Annotated in this window: 24 protein-coding genes; 5 read left to right on the top strand and 19 right to left on the bottom strand. The window is 62.2% G+C overall.

The features are described 5' to 3' along the window. Positions 1–112: 112 nt before the first annotated feature. Positions 113–1,888 (top strand): bifunctional diguanylate cyclase/phosphodiesterase, encoded by a 1,776-nt coding sequence (locus BLU37_RS14515; protein ID WP_010449302.1) that lies wholly within the window; start codon positions 113–115, stop codon positions 1,886–1,888. A gap of 33 nt (positions 1,889–1,921) precedes the next feature. On the opposite strand, the gene BLU37_RS14510 is transcribed toward BLU37_RS14515, so the two are convergent. The 4 genes from BLU37_RS14510 to BLU37_RS14495 all read right to left on the bottom strand — a co-directional run bounded on the left by BLU37_RS14510 (position 1,922) and on the right by BLU37_RS14495 (position 4,250). Beyond that, on the bottom strand, positions 1,922–2,293 hold the full coding sequence (locus tag BLU37_RS14510; RefSeq protein WP_010449300.1) for a hypothetical protein: 372 nt from the start codon (positions 2,291–2,293) through the stop codon (positions 1,922–1,924). Further along, the gene (locus BLU37_RS14505; RefSeq protein ID WP_026007747.1) at positions 2,290–2,634 is read right to left on the bottom strand and encodes a helix-turn-helix domain-containing protein; all 345 of its coding nucleotides are present in this window, start codon (positions 2,632–2,634) and stop codon (positions 2,290–2,292) included. Before BLU37_RS14505 ends, BLU37_RS14510 begins: the two co-directional genes overlap by 4 nt. Positions 2,635–2,748: 114 nt before the next feature. After that, the gene (locus BLU37_RS14500; protein ID WP_090205906.1) at positions 2,749–3,204 is read right to left on the bottom strand and encodes a YkvA family protein; all 456 of its coding nucleotides are present in this window, start codon (positions 3,202–3,204) and stop codon (positions 2,749–2,751) included. 296 nt (positions 3,205–3,500) lie between these two features. Beyond that, the gene (locus tag BLU37_RS14495) at positions 3,501–4,250 is read right to left on the bottom strand and encodes an FKBP-type peptidyl-prolyl cis-trans isomerase (protein ID WP_010449295.1); all 750 of its coding nucleotides are present in this window, start codon (positions 4,248–4,250) and stop codon (positions 3,501–3,503) included. A 267-nt stretch (positions 4,251–4,517) separates the two neighbouring features. Between BLU37_RS14495 and BLU37_RS14490 the strand changes: the two genes are divergently transcribed. Next, positions 4,518–6,326 (top strand): di-heme-cytochrome C peroxidase, encoded by a 1,809-nt coding sequence (locus BLU37_RS14490; protein WP_010449294.1) that lies wholly within the window; start codon positions 4,518–4,520, stop codon positions 6,324–6,326. A gap of 37 nt (positions 6,327–6,363) precedes the next feature. Next, positions 6,364–7,500: a catalase family protein gene (locus BLU37_RS14485; protein WP_090205903.1), complete on the top strand. Its 1,137-nt coding sequence runs from the start codon at positions 6,364–6,366 to the stop codon at positions 7,498–7,500. Between the two features lie 40 nt (positions 7,501–7,540). Here BLU37_RS14485 and BLU37_RS14480 read toward each other — a convergent pair whose 3' ends face one another. Genes BLU37_RS14480 through gabT form a run of 3 tightly spaced genes read right to left on the bottom strand, consistent with a single transcriptional unit; the run spans position 7,541 to position 10,059 of the window. Further along, a complete protein-coding gene (locus tag BLU37_RS14480; RefSeq protein ID WP_010449292.1) occupies positions 7,541–8,029 on the bottom strand; it encodes an Lrp/AsnC family transcriptional regulator in 489 nt (162 codons plus the stop codon). Between the two features lie 45 nt (positions 8,030–8,074). After that, complete coding sequence (locus tag BLU37_RS14475) at positions 8,075–8,719, bottom strand: HAD family hydrolase (RefSeq protein WP_090205901.1); 645 nt, start codon at positions 8,717–8,719, stop codon at positions 8,075–8,077. A 47-nt stretch (positions 8,720–8,766) separates the two neighbouring features. Next, positions 8,767–10,059, bottom strand: coding sequence for a 4-aminobutyrate--2-oxoglutarate transaminase (gabT, locus tag BLU37_RS14470; protein WP_090205898.1), 1,293 nt, complete (start codon positions 10,057–10,059; stop codon positions 8,767–8,769). Between the two features lie 195 nt (positions 10,060–10,254). Between gabT and BLU37_RS14465 the strand changes: the two genes are divergently transcribed. Further along, positions 10,255–11,181 carry a 2-hydroxyacid dehydrogenase gene (locus BLU37_RS14465; protein ID WP_090205895.1) on the top strand — a complete coding sequence of 309 codons (927 nt, stop codon included), beginning with the start codon at positions 10,255–10,257 and terminating at the stop codon, positions 11,179–11,181. A gap of 55 nt (positions 11,182–11,236) precedes the next feature. Here BLU37_RS14465 and BLU37_RS14460 read toward each other — a convergent pair whose 3' ends face one another. The 12 genes from BLU37_RS14460 to BLU37_RS14405 all read right to left on the bottom strand — a co-directional run bounded on the left by BLU37_RS14460 (position 11,237) and on the right by BLU37_RS14405 (position 25,260). Continuing rightward, entirely contained in the window at positions 11,237–12,322 is a 1,086-nt protein-coding gene (locus BLU37_RS14460; protein WP_090205892.1) for a tartrate dehydrogenase, read from the bottom strand. Between the two features lie 12 nt (positions 12,323–12,334). Beyond that, the gene (locus BLU37_RS14455) at positions 12,335–13,795 is read right to left on the bottom strand and encodes an NAD-dependent succinate-semialdehyde dehydrogenase (RefSeq protein WP_010449287.1); all 1,461 of its coding nucleotides are present in this window, start codon (positions 13,793–13,795) and stop codon (positions 12,335–12,337) included. A 118-nt stretch (positions 13,796–13,913) separates the two neighbouring features. Further along, entirely contained in the window at positions 13,914–15,071 is a 1,158-nt protein-coding gene (gene argE / locus BLU37_RS14450) for an acetylornithine deacetylase (RefSeq protein ID WP_090205890.1), read from the bottom strand. Then, positions 15,068–16,222: an NAD(P)/FAD-dependent oxidoreductase gene (locus BLU37_RS14445; protein ID WP_090205887.1), complete on the bottom strand. Its 1,155-nt coding sequence runs from the start codon at positions 16,220–16,222 to the stop codon at positions 15,068–15,070. The genes argE and BLU37_RS14445 overlap by 4 nt, the downstream gene beginning before the upstream one ends. Continuing rightward, on the bottom strand, positions 16,219–17,595 hold the full coding sequence (locus BLU37_RS14440; RefSeq protein ID WP_090205884.1) for an FAD/NAD(P)-dependent oxidoreductase: 1,377 nt from the start codon (positions 17,593–17,595) through the stop codon (positions 16,219–16,221). Before BLU37_RS14440 ends, BLU37_RS14445 begins: the two co-directional genes overlap by 4 nt. After that, complete coding sequence (locus BLU37_RS14435) at positions 17,577–17,885, bottom strand: (2Fe-2S)-binding protein (protein ID WP_010449283.1); 309 nt, start codon at positions 17,883–17,885, stop codon at positions 17,577–17,579. Before BLU37_RS14435 ends, BLU37_RS14440 begins: the two co-directional genes overlap by 19 nt. Beyond that, positions 17,882–19,723 carry an ABC transporter ATP-binding protein gene (locus BLU37_RS14430; protein WP_090205881.1) on the bottom strand — a complete coding sequence of 614 codons (1,842 nt, stop codon included), beginning with the start codon at positions 19,721–19,723 and terminating at the stop codon, positions 17,882–17,884. Before BLU37_RS14430 ends, BLU37_RS14435 begins: the two co-directional genes overlap by 4 nt. Before the next feature lies 1 nt (position 19,724). After that, positions 19,725–20,600, bottom strand: coding sequence for an ABC transporter permease (locus BLU37_RS14425; RefSeq protein ID WP_090205878.1), 876 nt, complete (start codon positions 20,598–20,600; stop codon positions 19,725–19,727). After that, positions 20,597–21,553 (bottom strand): ABC transporter permease, encoded by a 957-nt coding sequence (locus tag BLU37_RS14420; RefSeq protein ID WP_010449280.1) that lies wholly within the window; start codon positions 21,551–21,553, stop codon positions 20,597–20,599. Before BLU37_RS14420 ends, BLU37_RS14425 begins: the two co-directional genes overlap by 4 nt. A 13-nt stretch (positions 21,554–21,566) precedes the next feature. Next, positions 21,567–23,204 carry an ABC transporter substrate-binding protein gene (locus BLU37_RS14415; protein WP_010449279.1) on the bottom strand — a complete coding sequence of 546 codons (1,638 nt, stop codon included), beginning with the start codon at positions 23,202–23,204 and terminating at the stop codon, positions 21,567–21,569. Positions 23,205–23,297: 93 nt separating this feature from the next. Continuing rightward, positions 23,298–24,572, bottom strand: a complete 1,275-nt coding sequence (locus tag BLU37_RS14410) for an NAD(P)/FAD-dependent oxidoreductase (RefSeq protein ID WP_090205875.1) — start codon at positions 24,570–24,572, stop codon at positions 23,298–23,300. Positions 24,573–24,591: 19 nt separating this feature from the next. Beyond that, positions 24,592–25,260: a haloacid dehalogenase type II gene (locus BLU37_RS14405; protein WP_010449276.1), complete on the bottom strand. Its 669-nt coding sequence runs from the start codon at positions 25,258–25,260 to the stop codon at positions 24,592–24,594. 501 nt (positions 25,261–25,761) lie between these two features. On the opposite strand from BLU37_RS14405, the gene BLU37_RS14400 reads away from it, so the two are divergent. After that, positions 25,762–26,613, top strand: coding sequence for a GNAT family N-acetyltransferase (locus BLU37_RS14400; protein WP_090205871.1), 852 nt, complete (start codon positions 25,762–25,764; stop codon positions 26,611–26,613). Positions 26,614–26,623: the final 10 nt, after the last annotated feature.

Genomic DNA, 26,623 nt, shown 5'->3' with positions numbered 1-26,623 from the left:
TTGCTCTTCGGAGCGTCATCAAACAGTCATCATTCTGTCGTGAAATAAAGGACTGGGCGCGTTTTCCAAACCGGGAATCGCCTCCGGTCCTTTTTCATTGACAGAGACTGCCATGACCATGACCGAACAGCTGAACGCCTTGAGTTCAATCCTGGCTCAGAGTGGTCTGCACAGTCTGTTCCAACCGATCATTTCGCTGTCCGAGAGACGTATCGTCGGCTATGAGGCACTCAGCCGCGGGCCCTCCAACAGCCCCCTGCACTCGCCCATCAGCCTGTTCGCCGTAGCCCGCCAGGCCGGCCGCCTGAGCGAACTGGAAATGACCTGCCGACTCAGCGCCTGCCGTCGTTTCAGCGAGCAGAAACTGCCTGGCAAGCTGTTCCTCAACGTCTCCCCCGAATCCCTGCTGGAACCGACCCACCAACCGGGCCGCACGCTCCAATTGCTGCAGGATTTCGGTATCAATCCCAGCAACGTGGTCATCGAACTGACCGAGCAAACCCCCACCGACGATTTCCAGATGCTGCAGAACGCCCTGCATCACTACCGCGACATGGGCTTCTCGATCGCCCTGGACGACCTGGGTGCCGGTTACTCCAGCCTGCGTCTGTGGTCGGAACTGCGCCCGGACTACGTCAAGATCGACCGACACTTCATCGACGGTATTCATCAGGACGGGCTCAAGCGCGAGTTCGTCGGCTCCATTCTGCAAATCGCAAAAGCCTCACGGGCTCAGGTGATCGCCGAAGGCATCGAACTGCCGGAAGAACTCGCGGTACTGACCGAGATGGGCGTCGACCTGGTCCAGGGCTACCTGCTCTGCCGCCCCCAGGAACAACCGCCGCAGGATGCCCATGCGCTGCTGCCCAAGTTGGAAAACACCTCCATTGCCCTCGGTGAAGATGGCAGCGACCTCAGTGCCTTGCTCAAGGAACAACCGGCGGTGACGCAGAACACCGCCACGGCAGCGGTACTGGAAGCCTTCCGGCGCCAGGCCAACCTCAACTCCCTGGCCGTGCTGGACGAACAGAATCGCCCCTGTGGCATCGTGCACCGCCATTCGTTGTCGGATGCACTGCTCAAGCCGTTCGCCACCGATCTGTTCGCCCGCAAGCCCATCAGCCGGTTGATGAGCGATGACTTCCTGGCCGTGGAGCAGAGCCAGTCGCTGCAACAGGTCAGCCGGCTGCTGACCAGCCGTGCCCGGCAACGCATCGAGGAAGACTTCATCATCACCCACAATGGCTGCTACCTGGGCCTGGGACGGGTGATCGACGTACTGAAGCTGATTACCGAGCTGAAGATCCAACAGGCCCGCTACGCCAACCCGCTGACCCTGCTGCCCGGCAACGTGCCGATCCAGCAGTGCCTGGCGCGCCTGCTGCAACAACAGCGCGAGGCGGTGATCTGTTATGTGGATATCGACAGTTTCAAGCCCTTCAACGACATCTACGGCTATGGCCGGGGCGATGAGGTGTTGTTGTGCCTGGCGCAATGCCTGAACGAACGGGTCGATCCGAGCCGTGATTTCGTCGGTCACATCGGGGGCGATGACTTCCTGCTGGTGCTTGGCTCGGAGGATTGGCAAAAGCGCCTGAATCACCTGATCGATGACTTCCAGAACCAGTGCCGACGCTTCTATCGTGCCGAACACCTGGAAGCCGGCTGTTTCATTGCGTCAAACCGCCAGGGCTTGCGCCAGGAATTTGCCTTGCTGTCGCTGTCCATCGGTGCAGTGCACCTGAAGCCGCAGTCCTGCAGTCTGCTGGATGCCAGCCAACTGGCGGAACTGGCCTCCCAGGCCAAGCACCACGCCAAGAACGTACCGGGCTACAGCATCCATGTGATCGACAGCAGCGAAATCACCTCGCTGGATGACAGCGCCTAAAGCCTCCTGGTACACGAGCCCGTCGCGACAAGATCAGGCCTCGGCCGACTCGGGATAATCGTACTCGAACACCCGTACCACTTCCGAAGCATGCCAGGACGCCGCCGCCACACCATCGGAGGGACCGGAAAAACGTCCCAGGCGCTCGACACATTCGAAGAACCCCGTGCGCGGCAGGCGGCTGGCACCCTGGCTGATCACCAGGGAACTGCGCAGCGGCTGCTCGGCCTTGGCATCCAGGGCGGCCAGGTGCTCCAGTGCCGCCGTCAGGGTCTGCATGGCCGGGCTGGGCAACTGCAGGCGCTCTAGCAACGCCCTATAGGTCAAAAGATGGCGCTGCCGGCGGGCCTGGTCGAGTTCTCCCAACAGGCCCTCCCAATGCTGACGACTGATGCGCACGCTCACGATGCATCCCTCCACCCGGCGACACCCAACTCCCAGGCCAGGCTGCGGCGAATCGCTGCATCCGGCTCACGTTCACCACTTTCGATCAGTCCCAGGTAAGAAGGACTGATACCGACGGTCCTGGCCAGTACCTCGATCGCCAGCCCCTTGGCTTCGCGCAGGCTGCGCAACTGATCGAACGTCGGCATGTCGGCAGACGCTTGCGCAGGAGGCGTATCGGAGGAGGTTGGCGAGGGGGATTGGCCATGCAAGCCGGCAGCCTTGAGCAAACTCTGGTACTGAGCCCAGGGCAGAACCGCATATTCCGGTTCGCCGTCGCGTGTAATTATTTGAAGATCCATTACTACACCCCGTAGGACGATTACACATAGCGAGTCAGCACTTTCCTAGTAACTGCATATTAACAGCCGCCAGGGTCGCTAGTGTGCTTGATCTTCGAACAGGGGGGACTCAGGTCAACTTTTATCGTCGCGCTCGAGCTGCAACTGCTCTGCGGTATCCGGCAGACGCTCGACCACCACCAGATGCTCGGGCACCTGACGTTCACGCCAGGCGCGAAACGCATTCAACTCCTGGTCCAGAGCGTTCATCACCCAAGCCAGTACCGCGATATCGTCGAGCATGCCGAACACCGGGATAAAATCCGGGATCGCGTCGATCGGACTGAGGAAATACATCAGGCCCGCCACCACGACGACCATCGACTTGGCGCTGATCGCACGGTACTCGCCGCGCCAGTAAGCCAGACAGAGTACCTGCAAGAGTTTCAGGTCCTCCTTGAGCTTGCCTAACCGCCCCCCTTGCCGGGCACTCTTGCTCGCAACCGCGAACAACAGCGTAGGCAGACGCCCACGAAGCAGCAAACGCTGGGCCAGGGGGAGGAAACGCGCGAAATTCCAGGGTGCTTTCATCATCACTCCAGCAATCGGACGTACAAGGTTATCCACACAAATTGTGGATAACCTTGTGAACAGAGCCGCATTTCACAGCTGAAAGCCCCGTAGCACAAGGGCCAGACTCAGATCGGGCGTTTTTTACTCACTAAAAAAACCCATTATTTCATTGACTTGGCGACAGTCTACCCATACGCCTATTAGCTCAATGTTAAGACTGTTGCCGACAGTGTATGTTCGATTTGTTGCAGGTGATCATGCCCTGAAACGACAACGCCCCGTAGGACGGGGCGTTGGGATCAGCAAGCGCAGGATTACTTCGCGGCTTTCTCGGCCGGCTTGACTGCAGGTTTTGCTGCATCATCAGCCTTGGTCGGATCCTTGATCGCCAACAGTTCCAGGTCGAACACCAGAACCGAGTTGGCCGGAATGGCCGGGCTCGGGCTCTGTGCGCCGTAGGCCAGGTCAGCCGGGATGAACAGCTTGTATTTCTCGCCCACGTGCATCAGTTGCAGACCTTCGACCCAACCTGGGATCACACCGCTCACCGGCAGGTCGATCGGGCTGCCGCGATCCACGGAACTGTCGAAGGTGGTGCCATTGGTCAGCTTGCCGGTGTAGTGAACGGTCACCACGTCGGTAGGCTTGGGCTGAGGGCCGTCAGCTTTCTTGACGACTTCATACTGCAGGCCGGAAGCGGTGGTCACGACGCCAGGCTTCTTGCCGTTTTCCTCGAGGAATTTCTTGCCGGCAGCTGCCGACTCTTCGCTCAGCTTGGCCATGCGCTCTTCGGCACGCTTCTGCAGCGCGGCGAACGCCTCGACCAGATCTTCGTCCTTGAGCTTCTGTTCTTTCTTGCCGATGGCATCTTCGATACCTTGGGCCACGGCCTTGGAGTCCAGGTCGTCCATACCTTCCTGAGCCAGGCTCTTGCCCATGTTCAGGCCGATACCGTAGGAAGCTTTTTGCGCCGGGGTTTTCAGCTCTACGCTGGAGTGCGAATCGCAGCCCGCGAGTACCAGGCTAACCAGGGCCACCGCCGCCGCCAACCGATGCTGTTTCATGCTATTTCCTTGTTCATGCGCCTAAAGGGCGATCGAATAAAGTCGCGAGCTTATCAGGCGGCCGCGACCAATGGCTACCGGCATCAGAGCCGAAAACCGTCGATAAGTTCAGGTCAGCAAAGCATTTTACACAGCCCTGACAGTCTGTTTACGTCCAGCAGAACCGGCTTTGCGCCAATCGGGCCAGCATGGCCGGCCATCACGGCTACTTGATGCCGGGCAACAGCTCAGGCATAAGAGCATGACAACTCGACAGGGATCGTTATCTTGCGCATTTTTTACCGTGTGTTACTGGCTCTGATATTGCTGCTTGGCTTAGGCCTCGCGGTGATCCTCTACTACATCGCCAACCCGAAACTGCCGGCATACAGACCGGCCGAACAGGTGCATTACCTGGAGCAGTGGAGCGCGGCCGATCGCCAGACCTTCTACTACACGCCCCAGGGTACGCAGGTCAAAGGCCTGCGCTACGAGTGGTTCACCGCACTGGAACTGCCCTTCTCCGAGCAACGCTTCGCCGCGCCGGAATATCTGGGACGTTTCGGCTTCCTGGTCGATCCCCGTCAGCAGGCCACGGCGGACAACCCCGGCAATCTGCCGGTCGGCTTTACCCGCCACCAGAACCCCGGGAGCGGCGAACAGTACCTGGATATCACCTGCGCCGCCTGCCACACCGGCGAACTGCGCTACAAGGGCCAGGCCCTGAGGATCGACGGCGGTTCAGCCCAGCATGTGCTGCCCTCCAGCGTACCGACGGTACGTGGCGGCAGTTTCGGCCAGGCGCTGGTCGCCAGCCTCGCCGCCACCTATTACAACCCGTGGAAATTCGAGCGCTTCGCCCGCAAGGTCCTGGGCAACGAATATGACGCCCGCCACGCTGAACTGCGGGTCGCGGTGAAACAGTCGCTCGATACCTTCCTCCATGTCGCCTGGAACGATACCCATCGCGGCCTCTATCCGACCCTGGAAGGTCCGGGTCGCACGGACGCCTTCGGCCGGATCGCCAACGCCAGTTTCGGCGACGCCATTTCCGACAAGAACTATCGGGTCGCCAACGCCCCCGTGGACTATCCGCAACTGTGGGACATCTGGACATTCGACTGGGTCCAGTGGACCGCCTCGGCTCAGCAGCCCATGGCCCGTAATGTCGGCGAAGCGCTGGGCGTCGGCGCCACCCTGAATTTCTTCGATGCCAACGGCCAGCCGCTCCAGGGGGATGCCCGCTACCCATCCAGCGTACGGGTGCGCGATCTGCACAAGATCGAAGAAACCCTGCAACGCCTCAAGCCACCGACCTGGCCCGAGGCACTGTTCGGCAAGGTCGACCTGGCCCGAGCCGCCCAGGGCCGTGCGCTGTTTGGCGAAAACTGCGCCGGTTGCCACGTCCCCTCGGTCAGCGAGGAAAACGGCCGGCCAGTACAACACCTGACCAGCATCCCGCTGGCCACGATCGGCACCGACCCGAACACCGCAAACAACATCGCCGACCATCGTTATGATCTGAGCGCACTGCAATGGGATCCGGCGGAACTGGCCACGCTGCCGGTCGAGCTGCATCCAAAGACGGACCAGCCGCTGGACCTGACGCAACTGTCGGTCGCCAAGGGTCTGGCCTATGTCACCGCATTCGTCGAAGCGCGTGCCTATCGCGATGCCGGGGTGACGCCGGCCGAACGCCCGCAACTGGATGGATTCGGCCTGCCGATCGGCGTACTCGAACAACGCGCCTACAAGGCACGGCCACTGGCCGGCGTGTGGGCCACGCCGCCGTACCTGCACAACGGCTCGGTGCCAAGCCTCTACCAGTTGTTGTCGCCGCAGGATGAACGCTCCAGCACCTTCTATCGAGGCACCTTCGAATACGATCCACGCCACCTCGGTTATCGCCAGAAGGCTTTCGAGAACGGCTTCCTGTTCGACACCCGAATCAGCGGCAACCACAACAGTGGTCATGAATTCCGTGCCGGCAAGCGCGGCAATGGCGTGATCGGCCGGCTGCTGCAACCCGAGGAGCGCTGGGCTCTGCTCGAATACCTGAAAGTGCTGGGCGGCCCGCTGGAGCAACAGTTGCCATGAACCCTTGCCCTGACGACCCGATTGAAAGGAAATTTCCATGCTGAAGCGACTCTGGCTGCGCCTCGGCGCCTTTCTCGGCAAGAGCCTGCTGCTCCTGGTTGGCCTCGGCCTGCTGGGCTGGGCCATCGCCACTGGCTGGTACGCCTGGCGTCATAGCGGGCCGGTGTCGACGGTCGAACAGGTACCAAGCGATGAAGCGGCCAGGACCCAGGACATCATCCAGACCGCCGTACGCATCGTCGACCAGCACCGTGAAGGCACCCGCTACCTGCGCGATGCCCACGCCAAGGCCCATGGCTGTGTGAATGCCGAAGTACAGGTCCTCGATGGCCTGGGCAGCGATCTGCGCCAGGGCGTGTTCGCCGAACCGGGCAAGACCTGGCAGGCGCTGATTCGCCTGTCCAACGGCAACGCCTACCCGCAGTTCGACAGCATTCGCGATGCCCGTGGCATGGCGATCAAGCTGATGGATGTGCCCGGCAAACAGTTGCTGACCGGGCAACAGGGTCGCCACGAACAGGACTTCGTGATGTTCAACCATCCGAACTTCTTCGTCAGCGACGTCGCCGAATACCAGCAGAACATCGCGGCCCAGGCCGACGGCAAGAAGGTCCTGGCATTCTTCCCCAGTTGGAATCCCACCGGCTGGCAGATTCGCCACCTGTTCATTGCCCTGGCCACCCTGGCCCCGGCGCCGAAAACACCGATGCAGACGACCTACTTTTCCGTATCGCCCTACAAGTTCGGCAGCGCCAATGCCAAGTTCCGGGTCGCGCCCGACCCACAGAACTGCCCACCGTACGAGTTGCCCAAGCAGAACGAAGACCTGCCGAATTTCCTGCGCTCCGCACTGGTCCAGCAGTTATCCACAGATCGGGTACCCGCCTGCTTCGTACTGCAGGTCCAGCGCCAGAACGCCAACCACTACATGCCGATCGAAGACACCAGTGTCGAATGGAAAGAAAGCGACGCGCCCTTCGAGACCGTGGCGCACATCCGCATCCCGGCGCAGGACTTCGACACGCTGGAACAGAACATCGCTTGTGACAACCAGTCATTCAGTCCGTGGCACGGCCTGGAGGCCCATCGACCGATTGGCGGGATCAACCGCCTGCGCAAGGCGGTGTATGACGCGGTCAGCGATTACCGGCATAGCCGTAACGCCGAGCGATAGGATTAAGGCTGGGCGGTCCGTGGTGCTCACATCACGCCGCTCAATGGCGCAGCAATTTGCGCAGCGGCACGCCATCCTTGAGCACCGGTGATTTGATCACGATGTAGCTGAAATACTTGGAGATACCGATATTCTTGTCCAGGAGGCTTTCGACCACTTCCTGGTAGTGCTGGATGCTGCGGGTCATGAAGCGCACCAGGTAGTCGTAGCCGCCACTGATCAGGTGACATTCCAGCACTTCGTCCACCAGGCGGATATTGGACTCGAACTTGGCGAAGTCTTCGCGCTTGTGGTCACTGAGGGTGATTTCGGTAAACACCGTGACCGAGTCGGTGATCTTCGCCAGATTCAAGTGCGCCTTGTAGCTGGAGATATACCCGGCCGACTCCAGCCGCTTGACCCGTTGCAGGCAGGGGCTGGCCGACAGGCCCACGGCGTCGGCGAGACTGACATTGGTCATCCGGCCGTCTTTTTGCAGTTCAACCAGAATGCTGATATCGATCCGGTCGAGTTTGACTTGTCCTTCCATCGCGTACCTCTTGACTGCCGTTTGCCAGACAATCTTCTAGCAAATTCAGCGCCGTAAAGACAACTGATGCTGTGCAACCAGATCCGCCATGCTGTTGATGCAATACTGCGCCGCGCAAGGTGAAGGCTGCCGAGCCTGTTGGCGACCGATCAGACAGCGATCCAGCGTCCCGATTACGCCGACCGACGATCGGGTCACATGCAGCACCGGCTGCAGATCCTGCGCCTGCGTGTTCAGCCATTGCGGGTCTTCGGCCAGGGAAATGAAATCTTCTGGTGCAATCCCCAGCCGTTCGCACAACACGCTGCGATCCTGCGCATCCCGGTCGCCACGCACCAGCAAGCGATAGAACTTGCGCAGATACAGCATAGCCCCCGGTGCGTCCTCGAACAGCGACCAATTGCCCGCCGATCGGGCAAAGCTCATGCCCTCCTCCCAACTGGCGTGCACGCCCCAGCGTTCGGCGAGCTGGCGATGGGCGAAACACAGCACGCCACTCAAGCCCAATTCCGCAAAGCGCGGGTAGAGTGCGGCGATCACGGTGCTGTATTCATCCAGCACCTGCTCCCTGGAGGCCTGCCCGCCACGGCTGTCGAGCAGCGGTTGCAAGGCGGCCCATACCCCCGAATCGCGGTCTACCAGCACTTCATCGCAATCAATCAGCAACGTTCGGTAATCTGTCAGTCCCATGCGGGTCAAGCCTCCAATGATGCAGTTCACCCTGAACAGGCACAGGCTCAGTTCAAGACCCGTGCCAAGGCCGCGTCCAGAATCTTCACGGCTTCGTCGACCTGGGCCTCGGTGGTCACCAATGGGGCGAGGAAGCGCAGTACGTTGCGGTACACACCGCATTTGATCACCAGCAAACCACCGGCGCGGGCTTCGTCGATCACCCGTTGGTTGAGGTCGGCATCCGGCGTGTGCGCCGGGTCATCCTTGACCATCTCGATCGCCAGCATGAAGCCGGTGCCGCGTACGTCGCCGATGCGCGGGTAGCGTGCCTGCAAACCGAGCAGCCCCTGACGCAGGCGTTCGCCGAGCACTTGGCTGCGCGCCAGCAACTGCTCCTGTTCGAACGCCTCGATCACTGCCAATGCCGCCGCGCACGCCAAGGCATTACCGCCATAGGTGCCGCCCAGGCCGCCGGGCAATGGCGCATCCATGATGTGGGCCTTGCCAACCACACCGGACAATGGCAAGCCACCCGCCAGGCTCTTGGCCACGGTGACCAGATCCGGCTGGATATCCGCGTGCTGGAAGCCGAACCAATTGCCGGTACGACCGAAACCGGTCTGGATTTCATCGAGGATCAACACGATGCCGTGTTTGTCGGCCAATGCACGCAGGGCCTGAAGAAACTCGCGCGGCGCGCTGAGAAAACCGCCATCGCCCTGCACCGGCTCAATGATGATCGCCGCTACCCGCTCCGGCGCCACCTGGGTCGCGAACAACTCATCCAGGGCCTTGAGGGCCAGCTCGCTGGTCACACCACGATAGGCGTTCGGGTACGGCGTGTGGAACACCTCCGGCGCAAACGGCCCGAAGTTCTGCTTGTAGGGTTGGCTCATGCCGGTGAGCGTGGTGCCCAACAGCGTGCGGCCGTGAAAACCACCCCGAAAGGCGATCACCGCCGAGCGGTTGGTGTGGGCACGGGCAATCTTCACCGCATTTTCCACCGCTTCGGCGCCAGAGGTGAAGAACGCCGCTTTATAGGCCTCCTGCCCACCGATCATTGCACACAGACGCTGTGCCAGGTCGAGGTAAGGCTGGTAGGCCACCACCTGGAAGCATGCGTGGGAGACCTTCTGCAACTGGGCCTGTACCGCTGCCACCACCTTGGGATGGTTGTGACCGATGTTCAACACGCCGATGCCGCCGACAAAGTCCAGGTAGCGCTTGCCATCCACATCCCACAACTCGGTGCCCTGGGCACGGTCGATCACCAGCGGATGCGCGGTAACCAGCCCACGGGGTACGAATTGCTCACGCTGACGGAGCAAATGAGGGGTTTCGTCGACTTTGCTGTTCATGGTTTTTCCCATCGTGAGTGCGGCAACCCAGAGGTGGTTGCGATGCTGTCCAGAGTACGGTGTGCGAGCAATCAACTACGCCGAACTTGGCCCGTGAGAAATGCGGATCGACTGTTTTGCACGCGCCTTTCAACAGATCCTGCGCCGGGCTTTGGGCGATCATGAGCATCTCCTTTCATCCAGCAGGAAATGCCCATGGCCTTGCTCTACAAAGCTGACCCGGTGCGCGGCCAACACTGGCAGGCACTGTTTGCCGAACACGCGCCCGATATCGAATGGCGCGCCTGGCCGGACATCGGCAACCCCGATGACATCGAGTACCTGGCGGCCTGGCAGGCACCGGATGATCTGCAGCGCGTGCTGCCCAACCTCAAGGTGTTGTTTGCGCTGTCGGCCGGGGTCGACCAATTGGACCTGTCGCGCCTGCCGCCAGAACTGCCGGTGGTGCGCCTGCTCGATCCTGGCATCACCCGTGGCATGTGCGAGTACGCCAGTTGGGCGGTGCTCAGCCTGCACCGGGACATGCTGCGCTACCGCCAGCAGCAGGTTGCACGCTGCTGGCAAGCGCACCTGTTGCAGCCGGCGATGAACCGACGCGTGGGAGTGATGGGCCTGGGCACACAGGCCCAGCAGATTCTGGCGACCCTGGCACCACTGGGGTTTGCCTTGTCGGGCTGGGCGCGCAGTGCCCATCAGTTGGCGGGCGTGGACTGCTACGCGGGCACGGCGCAACTGCCGGCGTTTCTCAGCCAGTGCGACATTCTGCTGTGCGTGCTGCCGTTGACCGAGCAGACCCAGGGGATTCTGAATCGCCAGTTGTTTGCACAACTGCCGCAGGGCGCGGCACTGATCAACATGGGTCGTGGCGGGCATCTGGTGGAAGAGGATCTGCTCGACGCACTGGACAGCGGCCAACTCAGTGGTGCCGTGCTCGATGTACTGCAAGAAGAACCGGCGCCAACAGAGCATCCGTTCTGGGCGCACCCGCAGATTGTGTTGACGCCGCATATTGCCGCGATGACCCAACCGGCGAGTGCCTTCGGGGTGCTACTGGAAAATATTCGACGCTTTGAGCGGGGTGAACCCATGACGGGTGAAGTGGATCGCCACAAGGGTTATTGAGGCAGGGGAATCTCAACGTGGGAGCCATCGCTCCCACCTTGAGAAGGTGCTCGCTCTAGCGCGGGAGCCTTTCGCTAATCGCCTGTCCCACCTCTTGTGTAGAGCGCTGTCCCCCCAGATCCGGCGTCACCACCCCGTCTGCAATCACGACTTCGATCGCCCGCAGAATCCCATCATGGGCCGCGCGATAGCGCTCATCTCCATTGCCCAAAAAGTCCAGCATCAAAGCCCCCGACCAGATCATCGCAATCGGGTTGGCGATGTTCTGTCCATAAATATCCGGTGCCGAACCATGCACCGGCTCGAACAACGACGGAAAACGCCGCTCGGGATCAAGATTGGCTGACGGGGCAATGCCAATGGTGCCCGCACAGGCCGGCCCCAGGTCGGACAGGATGTCGCCAAACAGATTCGACGCCACCACCACGTCGAAGCGATCCGGTTGCAACACAAAACGTGCGCACAGGATGTCGATGTGCTGCTTGTCCCAGCTCACGTCGGGATAGTTCGCCGCCATCAGTGCGGTGCGTTCGTCCCAGTACGGCATGCTGATGGAAATCCCGTTGGACTTGGTCGCCGCCGTCAGCTTTTTACGCGGGCGGGTCTGGGCCAGCTCGAAGGCAAACTTGAGGATGCGGTCCACACCACGCCGGCTGAACACCGACTCCTGCAGCACGATCTCATGCTCGGTGCCTTCGAACATCTTGCCGCCCACCGACGAGTATTCGCCTTCCGTGTTCTCGCGAATCACCATGAAGTCGATGTCTCCCGGCTCACGCCCGGCCAGCGGACAGGGCACGCCCGGGAACAGCCGCACCGGGCGGATATTCACGTACTGGTCGAAGTCGCGGCGGAACTTGAGCAGCGAGCCCCACAGGGAAATATGATCCGGCACCTTGTCCGGCCAACCGACAGCCCCGAAGTAGATGGCATCGAAGCCCTTGAGCTGCTCGAACCAGTCGTCGGGCATCATCTGCCCGTGTTCCAGGTAGTAATCGCAGTGAGCCCAGTCGAGCACTTCGATGCTCAGATTCAGGCCCCAGATTTTTGCCGCCTGTTCCAGGACCCGCAGCCCTTCGGGCAACACTTCCTTGCCAATGCCATCACCGGCAATCGCGGCGATTCTGAATGCTTTGCTCATGGTACCTCCCCGCTAGTTCAAACCGCCAATGTGGAAAGCCTTGACCTCAAGGTACTCATCCAGCCCGTACTTGCTGCCCTCACGTCCCAGGCCTGACTGTTTGATGCCGCCAAAGGGCGCCACTTCCATGGAGATAATTCCGGTGTTGAGCCCGACCATGCCGAATTCCAGGGCCTCACCGAAGCGCCACGAACGTTGCAAGTCCTGAGTGAAGTAGTAGGCACCCAGGCCATATGGCGTGGCATTGGCCAGGGCCAGCGCCTCGGCCTCATCAGTGAAGCGCATCAGCGGCGCCACCGGGCCGAAGGTTTCTTCATTGGCCAGCAGCATGCCGGCGTGGCAGTCGCCCAGCACCGTGGGCTGGACAAGCTGGCTGTCACCTGCGGGGATTGCGCCGCACAGTAACGTCGCACCCTGGCCCAGGGCATCATCGATATGCCGAGCCACCTTGCTCACCGCCGCCGGGTTGATCAACGGGCCGATCGTCACGCCCTCTTCCAGGCCGTTACCGACCTTGAGCTTGCCCACCTCTTGCACCAACCGTGCGGCGAAACGTTCGTAGATACCCGCCTGCACCAGGATGCGGTTGGCGCACACACAGGTTTGCCCGGCGTTGCGAAACTTGCTGAGCATCACCCCGGCCACCGCCTGCTCCAGGTCGGCATCGTCAAACACGATAAACGGCGCATTGCCGCCCAGCTCCAGGCTCAGGCGCTTGATATGCTCGGCACTCTGGCGCATCAGCAGGCGGCCGACCGCAGTGGAACCGGTAAAGGAAATCTTGCGCACCGCCGGGTTGCCGGTCAGCTCCTCGCCAATGCCGGCCGGCAACCCGGTGACGACATTGAACACCCCGGCCGGAATGCCGACGCGCTCAGCCAGCACGGCCAGGGCCAGGGCCGACAGCGGCGTGAGGTCCGAGGGTTTGACGATGATCGGGCAACCGGCGGCCAGGGCCGGAGCACACTTGCGGGTGATCATCGCGTTGGGGAAATTCCACGGCGTGATGGCCGCACACACGCCCACCGGTTGCTTGAGGGTCAGCAGGCGGCGATCACCACTGGGCGCCGGCATGGTTTCACCATAGATCCGTCGTGCTTCCTCGGCAAACCATTTGACGAAGCCGGCGCCGTAGCGCACTTCGCCCTTGGCTTCATTGAGCGGCTTGCCCTGCTCCCAGGTCATGATCAGCGCGAGGTCGTCGAGGTTGTCGAGCATCGCCTGGTACCAGCGCTCCAGCAACGCCGCGCGTTCGGCGGCCGGGCGAGCGCGCCAGGCGGGCCAGGCCCGTTCGGCGGCCTGGATGGCACGACGGGTATCCGTAGCGTCCATGGCCGGCACCCGGGCCAACAGGTGGCCGGTGGCGGGATCGTGGATGTCCAGGGTCGCGCCGCTGTCGGCGGCGATCCACTGGCCATCTACATAGGCGAGTTCAGCCAACAGGCTGGGGTCTTGCAAGCGAGTCGTGAGCATGGTCGAGATCCTGATCCGAGACACGCTCCAGTCTAGGGAGGTGCCACGGACGAGGATGCCGAAAGCACGGTTACAGCAGCGTGCCGTGCTGAAATCCGCCGCAGGACGGCAGGCTCTGCTAGGCCTTCAGCGAACCCAGCAAACCGTGCAAAAAGCGTTCGCCGGCCTCCATCTGGCTGATCTCGATAAACTCATCGGGTTTGTGCGCCTGCTCGATGGAACCCGGTCCGCACACCACTACCGGTACATCCAGGCGCTGCTTGAACAGACCGCCTTCGGTGCCGAACGAGACCTTGGAAGTGCCGGTGCCCGGCGCGGCGAACTGCTTGAGAAAACGTACGGCTTCGACGCTGGGGTGGGTATCGAGGCCCGGATAGACATTCACGGTTTCGATCTCGATGGCCGCCACACTGGACAGTTTCTGCGCCTCCCGCACGATCGTCTCAGCGCGTTCGCGCATCTGTTCCAGGAACTGGTCCAGGTCATCGGCCGGCAGGTTGCGCACTTCAAAATCCAGGGTGCACAGGTTGGGCACGATATTCAGCGCCTTGCCGCCGACAATCTTCCCCACATGCACGGTGCTGTAGGGCACGTCATAGTCGTTGTCCTGAGCGCCATGGTGTTGCAATTGCTGCTGGCTCTCGCGCAGGGCGGCGATAAAGTCGCAGGCCACGTGGATGGCGTTGACCGAACGCGGTGCCAGCGACGAATGAGCCTCCAGGCCCCGACAATAGGTACGGTATGAGCCCTTGCCCTTGTGGCCCAGCACAAACTGCATGTTGGTCGGCTCACCGATCACACACAGAAACGGCCGCACGGGCGCCAGGTGCAGCACGTCGAGCAGGCGCCGCACGCCGACACAACCGATCTCCTCATCGTGGGACAACGCCAGTTGCAGCGGGCGGTTCAGCGTGTGCTCGGCTGCATCGAGCATGGCGTCGATGGCCAGGGCGATAAAACCCTTCATGTCACAGCTGCCACGCCCGTAGATGCGTCCGTCCTGCACGGTCGCGGCGAACGCGGGAAAGGTCCACGCCTGCCCCGCCGCCGGCACGACGTCGGTGTGCCCGGAGAGCAAGACGCCGGGCTGGTTCTTGGGACCGGTGCTGGCGAACAGGTTGGCCTTGTGGCCGCTCTCGTCCTTGACGATCAGCGACTCGATACCGTGGCTCAGCAGCAGGTCGCGCACGTACTCGATCAAGGCCATGTTCGACTCGGACGACACCGTGTCGAACGCCATCAGTTTTTTCAGGATTTCCAGTACACGGGGTTTCATGAGGCCTGGCTCCATTGGGCGGCAGAAAGGGCAAAGCGCGTGATGGAAAATGGCGCGATCGGCGTGCTGGTGCTGCCGGTGGTGAGCAGTTCGGCCATCACATCCCCGACCCCGGGGCCGAGCTGAAAGCCGTGACCGCAAAAACCAAAGGCATAGAACAATCCATCGACCTTGCCGCTGGCGCCCATCACCGGCAGCGAGTCCGGCAGGTAGCCTTCGATGCCGCTCCACACACGGATGATATTGAGGTTCCCCACGCCCGGCAGCAGGCGGCGCATCTGGCTGATCTGGTTGAGGATGCTGCGGGGTTCCACGTAGGCACGACGGTTGAGCATGTCCGGTTTGCTGCGGTAACCGCCGCCAATCACGATATTGCCCCGGGGAATCTGGCGGAAGTAGATCACCTCTTCAGGGATCTTGGTGTACACACCGATGACCGTCGGCAACGCGTAGGGTACCGGCTCGGTCACCGCCATCTGCGGGCCGTGGGTGTCCAGGGGCACGGGCTCGCCGAACTGTGCCGAGAGTTTCTGGCCCCAGGCGCCGGCGGTGATCAACAGCTGTGCGGCCTGGAACTGGCGGCCATCGGTGGTGGTGACGTGAAACTGCCCATCGACCTTTTGCACCTCGGCCACTTCGGTGCGCTCTTCAATCCGTGCCCCCAGGCGAATGGCGGCACGGGCAAAGGCCGGCGCTGCCAGGCGCGGGTTGGCATGGCCGTCATGGGGGGCGTAGGAGCCGCCCTTGACGTCCGGGCCGAGGAAGCCGAAGCGTTGATGCAGCTCGGCGCCGCTATAGATTTGCAGGTCCAGTTGCTCCGCCTCCGGGGCGGCGGCGTAGGCTTGCAGTTCAGCGATTTCATCTTCGCGATAACACACGCGCATGTGCCCGCTGGGGATGAACTCCAGATCGTCGTCGATCAGCTCCGGCAGGCGCTTCCACAACGCCCAGGAGCGGTTGGCCAGAGCCAGTTGACCGAGAAAGCGACCTTGCCGCCGCACGTTGCCGAAGTTGACGCCGCTGGCGTACTGGCCGATCTGATCGCGCTCCAGCAAGATCACCGACTGGCCGCGCCGACGCAGGAAAAACGCGGTGGCCGCGCCCATCAGCCCGCCGCCAACAATCACCACATCTGCTTTTTGCACGCTCATGAGCCTGCCTCCTCGGTGAGCATCGACAAGGGTTTGACCGGTGCCTGGCCGCGCTGGCGGCCCACCTCCTGCACCGGTACGCCGGCTTCGGCGGCAATCACTTCGGCGCCGGCCTGGGAACAATAACGCCCCTGGCAACGGCCCATGCCGACCCGGCTGAATGCCTTGGCGCGGTTGACTTCGCAGGCCCCCTTCTCGTTCACGGTACGGCGCAATTCACCGGCGCTGATCATCTCGCAGCGGCACACAATGGCGCTGTCGGGCAGCGCCTTGGCCTGCTCGCCGGGCCATGGGAATGCCTGGGCCAGGCCGAGACGAAACTGGTCCATTACCGCCAGAGCCTGTTGCTGTTCATCCCGCAGGCCGGTGTCCAGCGGTTGCTCAAGGTCTTCCAGCAGCGCCAACGCCACCAGACGCCCAGCATGCTCGGCGGCATCGGCACCGCGAATCTTCGCGCCATCACCGGCCGCATACACGCCCTTCACCGACGTGCGGCCGACGTCATCGGTGGCCAGCCACCATTGGCTGGAGGCCTGATCGAACGCCATGGCGCAGCCGGCCAGATCCCCCAGTTGGGTTTCCGGACGCAGGTGATAACCCAGCGCCACGGCGTCGGCCTGTACCGTCTCGGTCCGTCCGTTGCCGGTGCTGAACCGAACGCCCATCACGCCGTTGCTCGCATCACCCATCACCTGCAACGGTTTGATCCCCAGGTGCACCGCGACCTTGGCGCGGTACAACTGAGCCAGCAGCCTGATTCCGGTGAACAGCACACCCGGACGCGCCAGCAGCTTGGGCAAGGCTTTGATGCGCAGGCTCAAGGGCGAGGTATCGAGCACCGCCGCCACGTTCGCGCCGGCCTTCACGTATTGGCTGGCGACCAGGTACAGCAACGGCCCGCTGCCCATGAAGAGCACCCGATGGCCGATGGAAACGGCCTGGTTTTTCAAGGCGATCTGCGCCCCGCCCAGGCTGTAGGTACCTGCCAGTTGCCAGCCGTCAATGGGCATCAGGCGGTCGGTGGCACCGGTGCAGAGGATCAGCGCATCGTAGTCCACCGTAGTGTGACGGCCCTGGCTCACACAGCACAGTTGCCCTGGCGTGAGGTTCCACACCAAGGTGTCGGGGCGGTAGTCGATGGCTGCGCGCAGGCGGTCGAAACTGCGGTGCAGGTCATGGGCCTTGGCGGCTTCGCTGCCGTAAAGGGTCGCGTAGTCGCGGGTAAAACCTTCGGGCTGACGACGGTAGATCTGGCCACCGTCGCGGCGGTTTTCATCAATCAGGATCGGTTTGATCCCGGCCGCCAGCAAGGTTTCGGCGCAACGCACACCCGCAGGCCCTGCGCCCACGATCACTACCCGTGCAGTGGCCATGTTGCCTCCGGTTGTGTGGTTACGATGTCCAGCCCGTCACGGACTTCATTGGAACAGGCGCGCAGACGTTCGCCGCTGCGGGTCCACACCCAGCAGTCCTGGCACGCGCCCATCAGGCAGAAACCGGCGCGACGCCCACTGTCGAATTCCGACTGGCGCAGCGCATTGCCCTGGGTCAGCAGGGCGACCATCAGGGTGTCGCCCTGCAGGGCTTCGACGGCTGCGCCATCCACGGTCAGGCTGACCTTCGGCCGGCCCTGTTCGGCCAGCCTCACAAAACGCCCTTTCATGCATAGGCTCCCAGGGTCATGGCATCAACGCCCTGCTGGGTATTCAGCAAGTTGGCGCTGTCGTGGTGACAGAGGATTTCACTGCCGTTGTCCAGACGGCGCCGGGTCGGCGCGGTGCGGTTGCACAGGCCGTCGACGCGCACCGGGCAGCGATTGAGGAAGGTACAGAGTTCCGGCACATTGGCCCGCTCGCCTATCGCTGGCAGCGAGTCGCCTGCCGTGCCACAGGTTTCCAGCCAGCCTTGGCGCAACTCGGGCACCGAGTGAATCAACAGGTCGGTGTAGGGGTGGTACGGTGGCTCGGCAAACGACTCCCGGCTACCGGCCTGCACCTTGTGGCCGCTGTACATCACCACAATGTCATCGCACAGTGCGCGCACGGTGGAGATGTCATGGCTGATAAACAGGTACGACACCCCCAGTTGCTGACGCAGGTCGCGCAGCAGTTCGAGGATCGCCGCACCCACCACGGTGTCGAGGGCTGAAGTCACTTCATCGCACAGGATCAGGTCGGGCTTGGCCGCCAGGGCCCGGGCCAGGTTGACCCGCTGCTTTTGCCCACCGGACAGTTCATTCGGGCGCCGTTCGGCGAGGTTGCGTGGCAGGCGTACCAGGTCGAGCAGTTCGCCAATGCGCGTTTGCAGCGCCGCGCCTTTGAGGCCGAAATACATTTTCAACGGCCGACTGATGATGTTCGCCACGCTGTGCATGGGGTTGAGCGCGGTGTCGGCGTTCTGGAACACCATCTGGATGCGGCGAAATTGTTCCGGGGTCCGCTCGGAGAGGCTGCCGCCCAGCGGCTGGCCGTCGAAGGTCAGCCCGCCGAGAGCCGGGGTCAGCAGTCCGGCCACTACACGCGCCAAGGTGGACTTACCAGAGCCCGACTCGCCGATCACGCCAATGGCCTGACCACGGCGCACAGTGAGGTCGATGTCTTCAAGGACCCGAATCAACGGCATGCCTTGCAGATTCTTGTTGCCGTAGCCGGCAGTGAGGCCGGTGATGGTCAGTAGCGGTACATCTTCGGCGATGCCGCAGGGCGGACGAATGCTGGTGTCCGGCCGGGCGGCAGCCAGCAGACTACTGGTGTAGGCGTGGCTTGGGGCCTTGAGCAGCGACGCCGTGGCGCTTTGTTCGAGGATCTGCCCGCCATTGAGCACCACGATCTGGTCGGCCATTTGGGCCACCACCGCCAGGTCATGGGAGACATACACCGCCGTGGCGCCGCGTTCGCGTACCACACGCTTGAAGGCGCGCAGTACGTCGATCTGGGTGGTCACGTCCAGCGCGGTGGTCGGTTCGTCGAGTATCACCAGCAGCGGGTCGCTGATCAGCGCCATGGCCGCCATCACCCGTTGCAGTTGGCCGCCGGAGACCTGATGCGGGTAGCGGCGGGCGATACGTTCGGGGTCGGGCAGGGCCAGGTCGCGAAACAGTCCGATGGCCTTGGCCTGCAGCTCGGCGCGGCTGCCCAGGCCATGGATCAACGCGCCCTCAATCACCTGGTCGATCAGCCTTTTGGCCGGATTGAATGCCGCCGCCGCGCTTTGCGCGATATAGGACACGCGGTTACCGCGCAGACCCTGCAGTTGGTTTTCGCTCAACGCGAGCATGTCGTGCTCGCCAACCTGCACCACCCCGCCAGACAAACGACAGCCGCGCCGTGCATAGCCCAGCAATGCCAGGGCAATGGTGGTCTTGCCCGAACCGGACTCCCCGATCAATGCCAGCACTTCACCTTTTTCCAGGGAAAAGCTCACACCCTTGACGATTTCCACCTCGCCGCGCTCACCACAGGCGACCACGCGCAAGTCTTCGACGCGAATCAACTCAGTCATTTCAATGGCCTCCCGTGCGTCGACTACGTCGGGTCGACAAATAGTCGATCAGCAGATTCACGCTGATGGTCAACGTACCGATGGCAAGCGCCGGAATGATGATGGCCAGCGCACCCTGGTTGAGGCCGCCAATATTTTCCCGTACCAGTGAGCCGAGGTCGGCATCCGGCGGTTGTACGCCGAGACCGAGAAAACTCATGCCGCTGAGCAACAGCACGATGTAGCCGAACCGCAGGCCCAGGTCGGTCAATACCGGGTTGAGCATATTCGGCAGGATTTCCACGCACGCCACATACAACCGGCGCTCGCCACGGGTACGTGCGACCTGCACGTACTCCAGGGCTTCGATGTTGACCGCCATGCTGCGGGCAACGCGGAACGAACCGGGGATATAACTGATGACGGCCGTACAGATCAGCAACGTCACCGATGAGCCGAAGGCCGAGACCATGATCAGCGCCAGCATCTTGCTGGGGATCGAGATGAAGGCGTCCATGATGCGGCTGATGATTTCGTCCAGCCACTTGGGCGAGACCACCGACAACAGCGCACAGCCAGTCCCGAAGGTGCTGGCCAGCAACGCTGCCACCAGCGACAGGCCGACGGTGAAGCGCGCGCCGACCATGACCCGGCTGAGCATGTCACGGCCCAGGTAGTCGGTGCCGAACGGATGCGCGAGGCTGAAGCCTTCGAAGATGTTATCGGACACCACTTCGCCCACCGGATGGGGCGCCAGCCAGGGACCGAACAACGCCACCAGCAGCCAGACGACGCATACCACGCCACCCAGCAGACCCAGCCAGGAAGGACCACTGGATACCTTGGCAAGTGCCAGGGCGGAGGAAACAGGCTTGGACTTCGCAATGAGAGGGTTCATTGGTTTCTCAGCCTCGGATTGGACAGGATCGCGCACAGGTCGGCGAGCAGCACCAGACCCAGGTAGGCCGCACAGAACAACATGGTGCATGCCTGCACCAGCGCCATGTCGCGGTTGGTCACGGCATCGACCATCAAGCTGGCGATGCCGGGGTAGTTGAAGATGGTTTCAACGATCACCACCCCGCCCAACAGGTACGACAGACTCAGGGCGATGGCGTTGGCAATCGGCCCGATCGCATTGGGCAAGGCATGACGCAGCACTATGCGGATCGGGCTGACGCCTTTGAGGCGGGCCATTTCCACATAAGGGCTGTCGAGCTGGTCGATCACGGCGGCACGTGTCATGCGCGCCATTTGCGCGACGATGACACAGCACAACGTCATTACCGGCAAGGCATAGGTACGCAGAAACTCCAGCGGTGAGCTGACGTCGCTGGCATACGACAGCGCCGACAACCAGCCGAGGTTGACGGCGAAAATCAGCACCGCCAGGGTCGCCACCAGAAACTCCGGCACCGCGACCATGGCCAGGGTGATAAAACTCAGGCAACTGTCGATGCGCCCGCCTCGGCCCATGGCCGAGCCGATGCCGAGTACCAGTGCCACCGGCACCGACACCAGCGCGGTGACACCCGCCAGCATCAGGGTATTGGGCATCCGGCCCGCCATCAGTTCACCCACCGGCATGGCGTTGGATACCGACACGCCCATATCGCCGGTGAGCAGGCTCATCAACCAGTGCAAGTAACGCAACACACCGGGCTGGTCCAACCCCAGTTTCAGGCGCAGCGCCGCCACCTGTTCAGGGGTCGCGAACTGGCCAAGGGATTGTTGCGCCGCGTCCCCCGGCAGTACCGCCGTGATCGCGAACACGACCATGGACACGATCAACAAGGTCACGGCACCGGCGCCGAGGCGCCGGCCGATCAACCACAGTGTATTGCTATTCATCGCACCGCCCTCCTCACGCGTCCAACCAGACCTGCTCGGCGAACATGTAGCCCATGAAGCCGCCCAGCGGGTTACTGTCGTAGCCCTTGATGCGTTGGTCTACGCCGTCGATGTTGCTGATGAACACCGGGATACCGATACCGGCGTGGTCATGCACCAGGGTCTGCATGTCGGCGTACATTTTGGCGCGTTTGGCGTCGTCGGTTTCACCGCGTGCCAGCATCAGCAACTGGTCGAACTGATCGTTCTGCCAGCCGGACTCGTTCCACGGCGCCTTGGATTGGAAGAACTGCGAGAACATCACGTCGGCGTTCGGCCGTGGGTTGATGTTGCCGAAGCTCAACGGGTGCTTCATCCAGTGGTTGGACCAGTAGCCGTCGCTGGGCAGTCGATTCACATCCAGCTTGAGCCCGGCCTGTTTCGCCGATTGCTGCATGAGCACGGCGATATCCACCGAACCGGTCGCGGCGGGTGACGCCATCAGCGGCATGGTGATGCTTTCCATGCCGGCTTTTTTCAGCAGGAACTTGGCTTTTTCCGGGTCGTAGACCGTCTGCGGCAGGTCGGTGTTGAAGTAGCGCGAACCGGGGGCAATCGGTTGGTCGTTGCCGACCACGGCAAAGCCACGGAACACCGCAGACTTGACCTGTTCACGGTCCAGCAGCAACTTCATGGCCTGAGTGAATTCCGGGCTCTTGCCAGGCAACTGGTCCTGGCGAATGATCAAGTCAGTGTAGTTGCCCGAGGGAGCATCGACGACACGGTGTTTGGCACTGGCCTTGATCCGCGTGGTGGAGCGCGGGTTGACCTCGTTGATCATGTGCACGTCGCCCGACAGCAGCGCATTGACACGCGATGGCTCGTCGGCAATGGCGATGAATTCGATTTCATCGAGGTACGGCAGGCCCGGCTTCCAGTAATTCTTGTTGCGCACCGCAATCGAACGCACACCGGGCTTGAATTCGCCGACGGTGAACGGCCCGGTGCCGATGCCTTTGTTGAAGTCGGTCGTGCCCTCGGGAACGATCAACAGGTGCGATACCGCGAGAATCGACGGCAGCTCGGCGTTGGGGGCGCTGAGACGGATCTGCACTTCGTTGGGTCCGCTCGCCTTGATCTCGACGAACTGCTCAAGCAGCGCCATGACTTTTGAGCCGGTAAGCGGATCCTTCTGGCGACTCAGGGAGAACACCACGTCGGCAGCGGTCAACGGCTTGCCATTGTGGAAAGTCACGTCCTTGCGCAGGGTGATGGTCCACAAGGTGGCGTCGCTGTTGTCGATGCGCTCGGCCAATTCCAGTTGCGGCACCAGATGCTTGTCGAAGCGAGTCAGGCCGTTGTAGAACATGAAGTGGCGCACGTAATCGGTGGACAGCGCGCCCTTGGCCGGGTCGAGGGTATCGGCGGTGGAGCTGGACATGCCGGCCACGCGGATCTTGCCCCCAGGCTTGCCCTTGCCCGTCGTGGCGGCTTCATCGGCAAACAGCTTGCCGGCAGCGCCGAACAGGCTGCCCGCACCGGCGGCGGCTACACCGGCAATGCCGAGCATTTGCAGGGCGTTGCGGCGCGACATACCACGGTTGAGACCCTCGAATACTCGCAGGCTTTCCTGGCCGGAGATAAGCTCGGGGGTGTTTTTATTGTCAGTCATAAAGGCTACCTGTCGATAATCGGAAGAATCGAGTGCTCACGGATGTCCGGAGCGTCCTGGAAACACAAACGACGGTGACGCAACAACGGCAACTCAGTGCAAATAGTCCTGGAATCGATAGTAGGCGCCCACAAACGGCAGGAACCAGGGTTTGCCGAAATGCCCGGGAATCGCCGGCCACTCCAGTTCGCGCCAGGGGTTCGCCGCTGCATTACCGGCCATCACCTCGGCCATCACCTGGCCCATGTGCACCGACATCTGCACGCCATGGCCGCTGTAGCCCATGGAGTGGAATACGCCGCCCTGCTGGCCGGCGCGGGGCAGGCGGTCGGACGTCATGTCCACCAGACCACCCCAGCAATAGTCGATCTTCACCTCCGCCAATTGCGGGAACATGTTCAGCATCGCCGCTTGCAGCACCTTGCCGCTTTTGACATCGGAAACGCTGTCGGACATGGCAAACCGCGCACGTCCGCCAAAGAGCAGGCGGTTGTCCGGGGTCAGGCGAAAGTAGTTGCCGATGATGCGGCTGGTCACATAGGCGCGCCGCTGCGGCAACAACTGGTCGATCAGCGCCTGGGGCAAGACTTCGGTGGCGATGACAAAACTGCCCACCGGCACGATACGTCGGCGATACCAGCCGAGGTCGCCATGCTGGCAGGCGCCGGTGGCCAGCAACACTTGCCCGGCATGCAGCGAGCCCTTGGCGGTGTTGACCTGATAGCCGCCAGCCTGGGCCTTCCAGTCCTTGACCTGGGTATGTTCGTAAATCATCGCGCCCCGCCGTGCCGCCACTTCGGCCAAGCCGACTCCAAAACGGCCGACATGCATCTGCACGCCGTTGCGTTGCAGCAAGCCGCCATGGAACTGCGTCGAGTTGACTTCCGCATGGGTCTGTTCAGCGCTGAGCAATTCGACGTTGGCATCCACCTCCTGGCGGATCAGCTCACAGGTGCGGGCCAGGCCTTCGTAATGCATCGGCTTGGCGGCGAGCTTGAGCTTGCCGTTGCGTACCATGTCGCAGGCAATGCCCTCCTGCTCGACCAGCGAAACCACCGTTTGCACGGCACTTTCATAGGCCTGGTAATAGGCACGCGCCTTGGCCGCACCGAGGCTGGCGTGCAACCCGGCGTAATCCTGGGCGACGCCGGTATTGCACTGCCCACCGTTGCGTCCCGAGGCTTCACCGATCACCCGGCCGGCGTCGAGTACCACCACACTGGCCCCCTTGAGCGCCAACGCCCGCGCCGCCGCCAGGCCGGTAAATCCGCCGCCGACCACCGCCACATCGACCTGCCTGGGCAAGTCGCCCAACTGGGCACCGGTAAACACCGGTGCGGTGTCGAGCCAATAGGATTCGCTGCCCATGTCCTGCCCCTTGTGTGCGTTACAGACCGACCAGCGCCGGCAGCCCACCGATATCGGTGATCTGCTGGTAACCGTAGAAGGCATTGCCCGGCACTTCATGGCCGCGGGCAACGAACGCCTTGTTTTTGATCTTCATGTCATGGGCCGGCATCAGGTCATAACGAAAGCTTGAAGACACATGCAAGATGTCTTCCGGGCCGCAACCCAGATTGTCGAGCATGAATTCGAAGGCTGCCAGGCGCGGCTTGTAGGCCTGGGCCTGCTGAGCGGTGAACACCTTGTGGAACGGCGCGCCGAGCTTTTCAACGTTGGACATGATCTGTGCGTCCATGGCGTTGGAAAAAATCACCAGGGGAATCTTGTCGGCAATCTTCGAAAGACCGGCCGGCACATCCGCATGGGGACCCCAGGTCGGCACGGCGTCGTAATACAGCTGACCTTCCTCGCGGTAATCGATACCCCAGCGTTTGCAGGTACGGGCCAGGGCGGTCTTGAGGATTTCGTCGTACGGGCGCCAGTCACCCATGACCTGGTCGAGACGGTAGGCCGAGAAGTCCTTGACGAACTGGTCCATCTGTTCAGGCTTGATGCGATCGGCGAACAGCTCGCGGGTCATCGTGCCCATATGGAAATTGGTCAGCGTGCCGTAGCAGTCGAACGTAATGAATTTGGGACGAAGAAAGCTCATTGAATGCGGTCCTGAAGTTCGTTGAGTGTGACAAGCGTTCGCTGCCCTGGCGGTGCACCGGCCTCGTTGCAGCACGAGTTCATTACACCACTGTGAAATCAGCATATGCCGTCTAAAAAGACCTGCACTCAATACAAACCACCGTTTTGATGACCGGGCTCAGCAGACTTTGCGGTGCGCGCCAGGCTTGGGCAGGGCCAATGTTTGTGCGCGTTAACAGGGCTTTTACGGCCGGGAGGCTCAAGGATGAGGGATGTGGGCGGCAGAAAGTTTGGCTGGGGGGGAGCCCAACCCCTGCCCGCTATTCAGGTCATTGAGAGGGGCTCAAAACGCCCCTGGCATTTGCTGCTGCCCCTCCCCCCCAATTAAGTAGTAACTGTGGCCCCTCCCCCTCGCTGTCCGAGGAATCTACCGAATATCCATGCCCCCCTTGCCAGCCTTTAAAGCAGATGGGATACAACCCTCCTCGCGCTGAAAAACGACGCTCTCTGGAGGTTCGCCATGCCCGCTCTGCCACACCCTTCTTATATCTATCGCCCAATGACCGTCGCCGACCTGCCCGCCGCTCACGACCTGTCGGTGCAACTCAAATGGCCCCACCGTCTGGAAGACTGGGCGATGTTGCAGCAGGTCAGTGAGGGGTTCGTGGTGCTGGATGGCGAGCGGCTGATCGGCAGCGCGTTCACCTGCCCCCAAGGCGACTACGCCACCATTGGCCTGGTGATCGTCAGCAATGATTATCAAGGCCAGGGCATCGGCCGCCGCTTGATGGAAATGGCCATTGCCGCCTGCGAGTCACGCACGCCGATCCTCAATGCGACCCTCGCCGGTGCGCCACTGTATGCCAGCCAAGGCTTTGTCGAGTTCGGTCACGTGCAACAACATCAGGGCCAAGTGCGGGTACCCGCACTGCCGGCGCTGGCCGAGGGCGAAACCTGCCACGTGCTTGACGCCAACGAGCCCACGGCGCTGCTCGCGCTCGCCAACGCGGCCAGCGGGCTGGACCGCCGCGAGGTGTTGCGCAACCTGCCGGTAGAGCACGCCGTGGGTATCGAGCGCGACGGCCAGCTACGCGGCTTCGCGCTGTTGCGCCCGTTTGGGCGTGGACGCTGCATCGGCCCGGTAGTGGCCGAAAACATCGAGCAGGCCAAACACCTGATCGCTCTATTGCTGGCCCAACTGCCGGACGCCTTTGTCCGCATCGATATTCCCGTCGCCTGCGGCCTCAGCGACTGGCTCGAACACGCCGGCCTCAAGCACGTCGACACCGTCGCGCAGATGGCCCTGGGCACACCGCCCCAGGCCAGCCAAGGCGTCCACCCCTTTGCCTTGATCACCCAGGCGATCGGCTGATTTTCCTACT

It is taken from the genome of Pseudomonas asplenii, assembly GCF_900105475.1.
GTDB classification, from domain to species: Bacteria; Pseudomonadota; Gammaproteobacteria; order Pseudomonadales; family Pseudomonadaceae; genus Aquipseudomonas; species Aquipseudomonas asplenii.
Note: the sequence above shows the minus strand (reverse complement) of the source record. Positions and strands in the feature narration are given on the sequence as shown.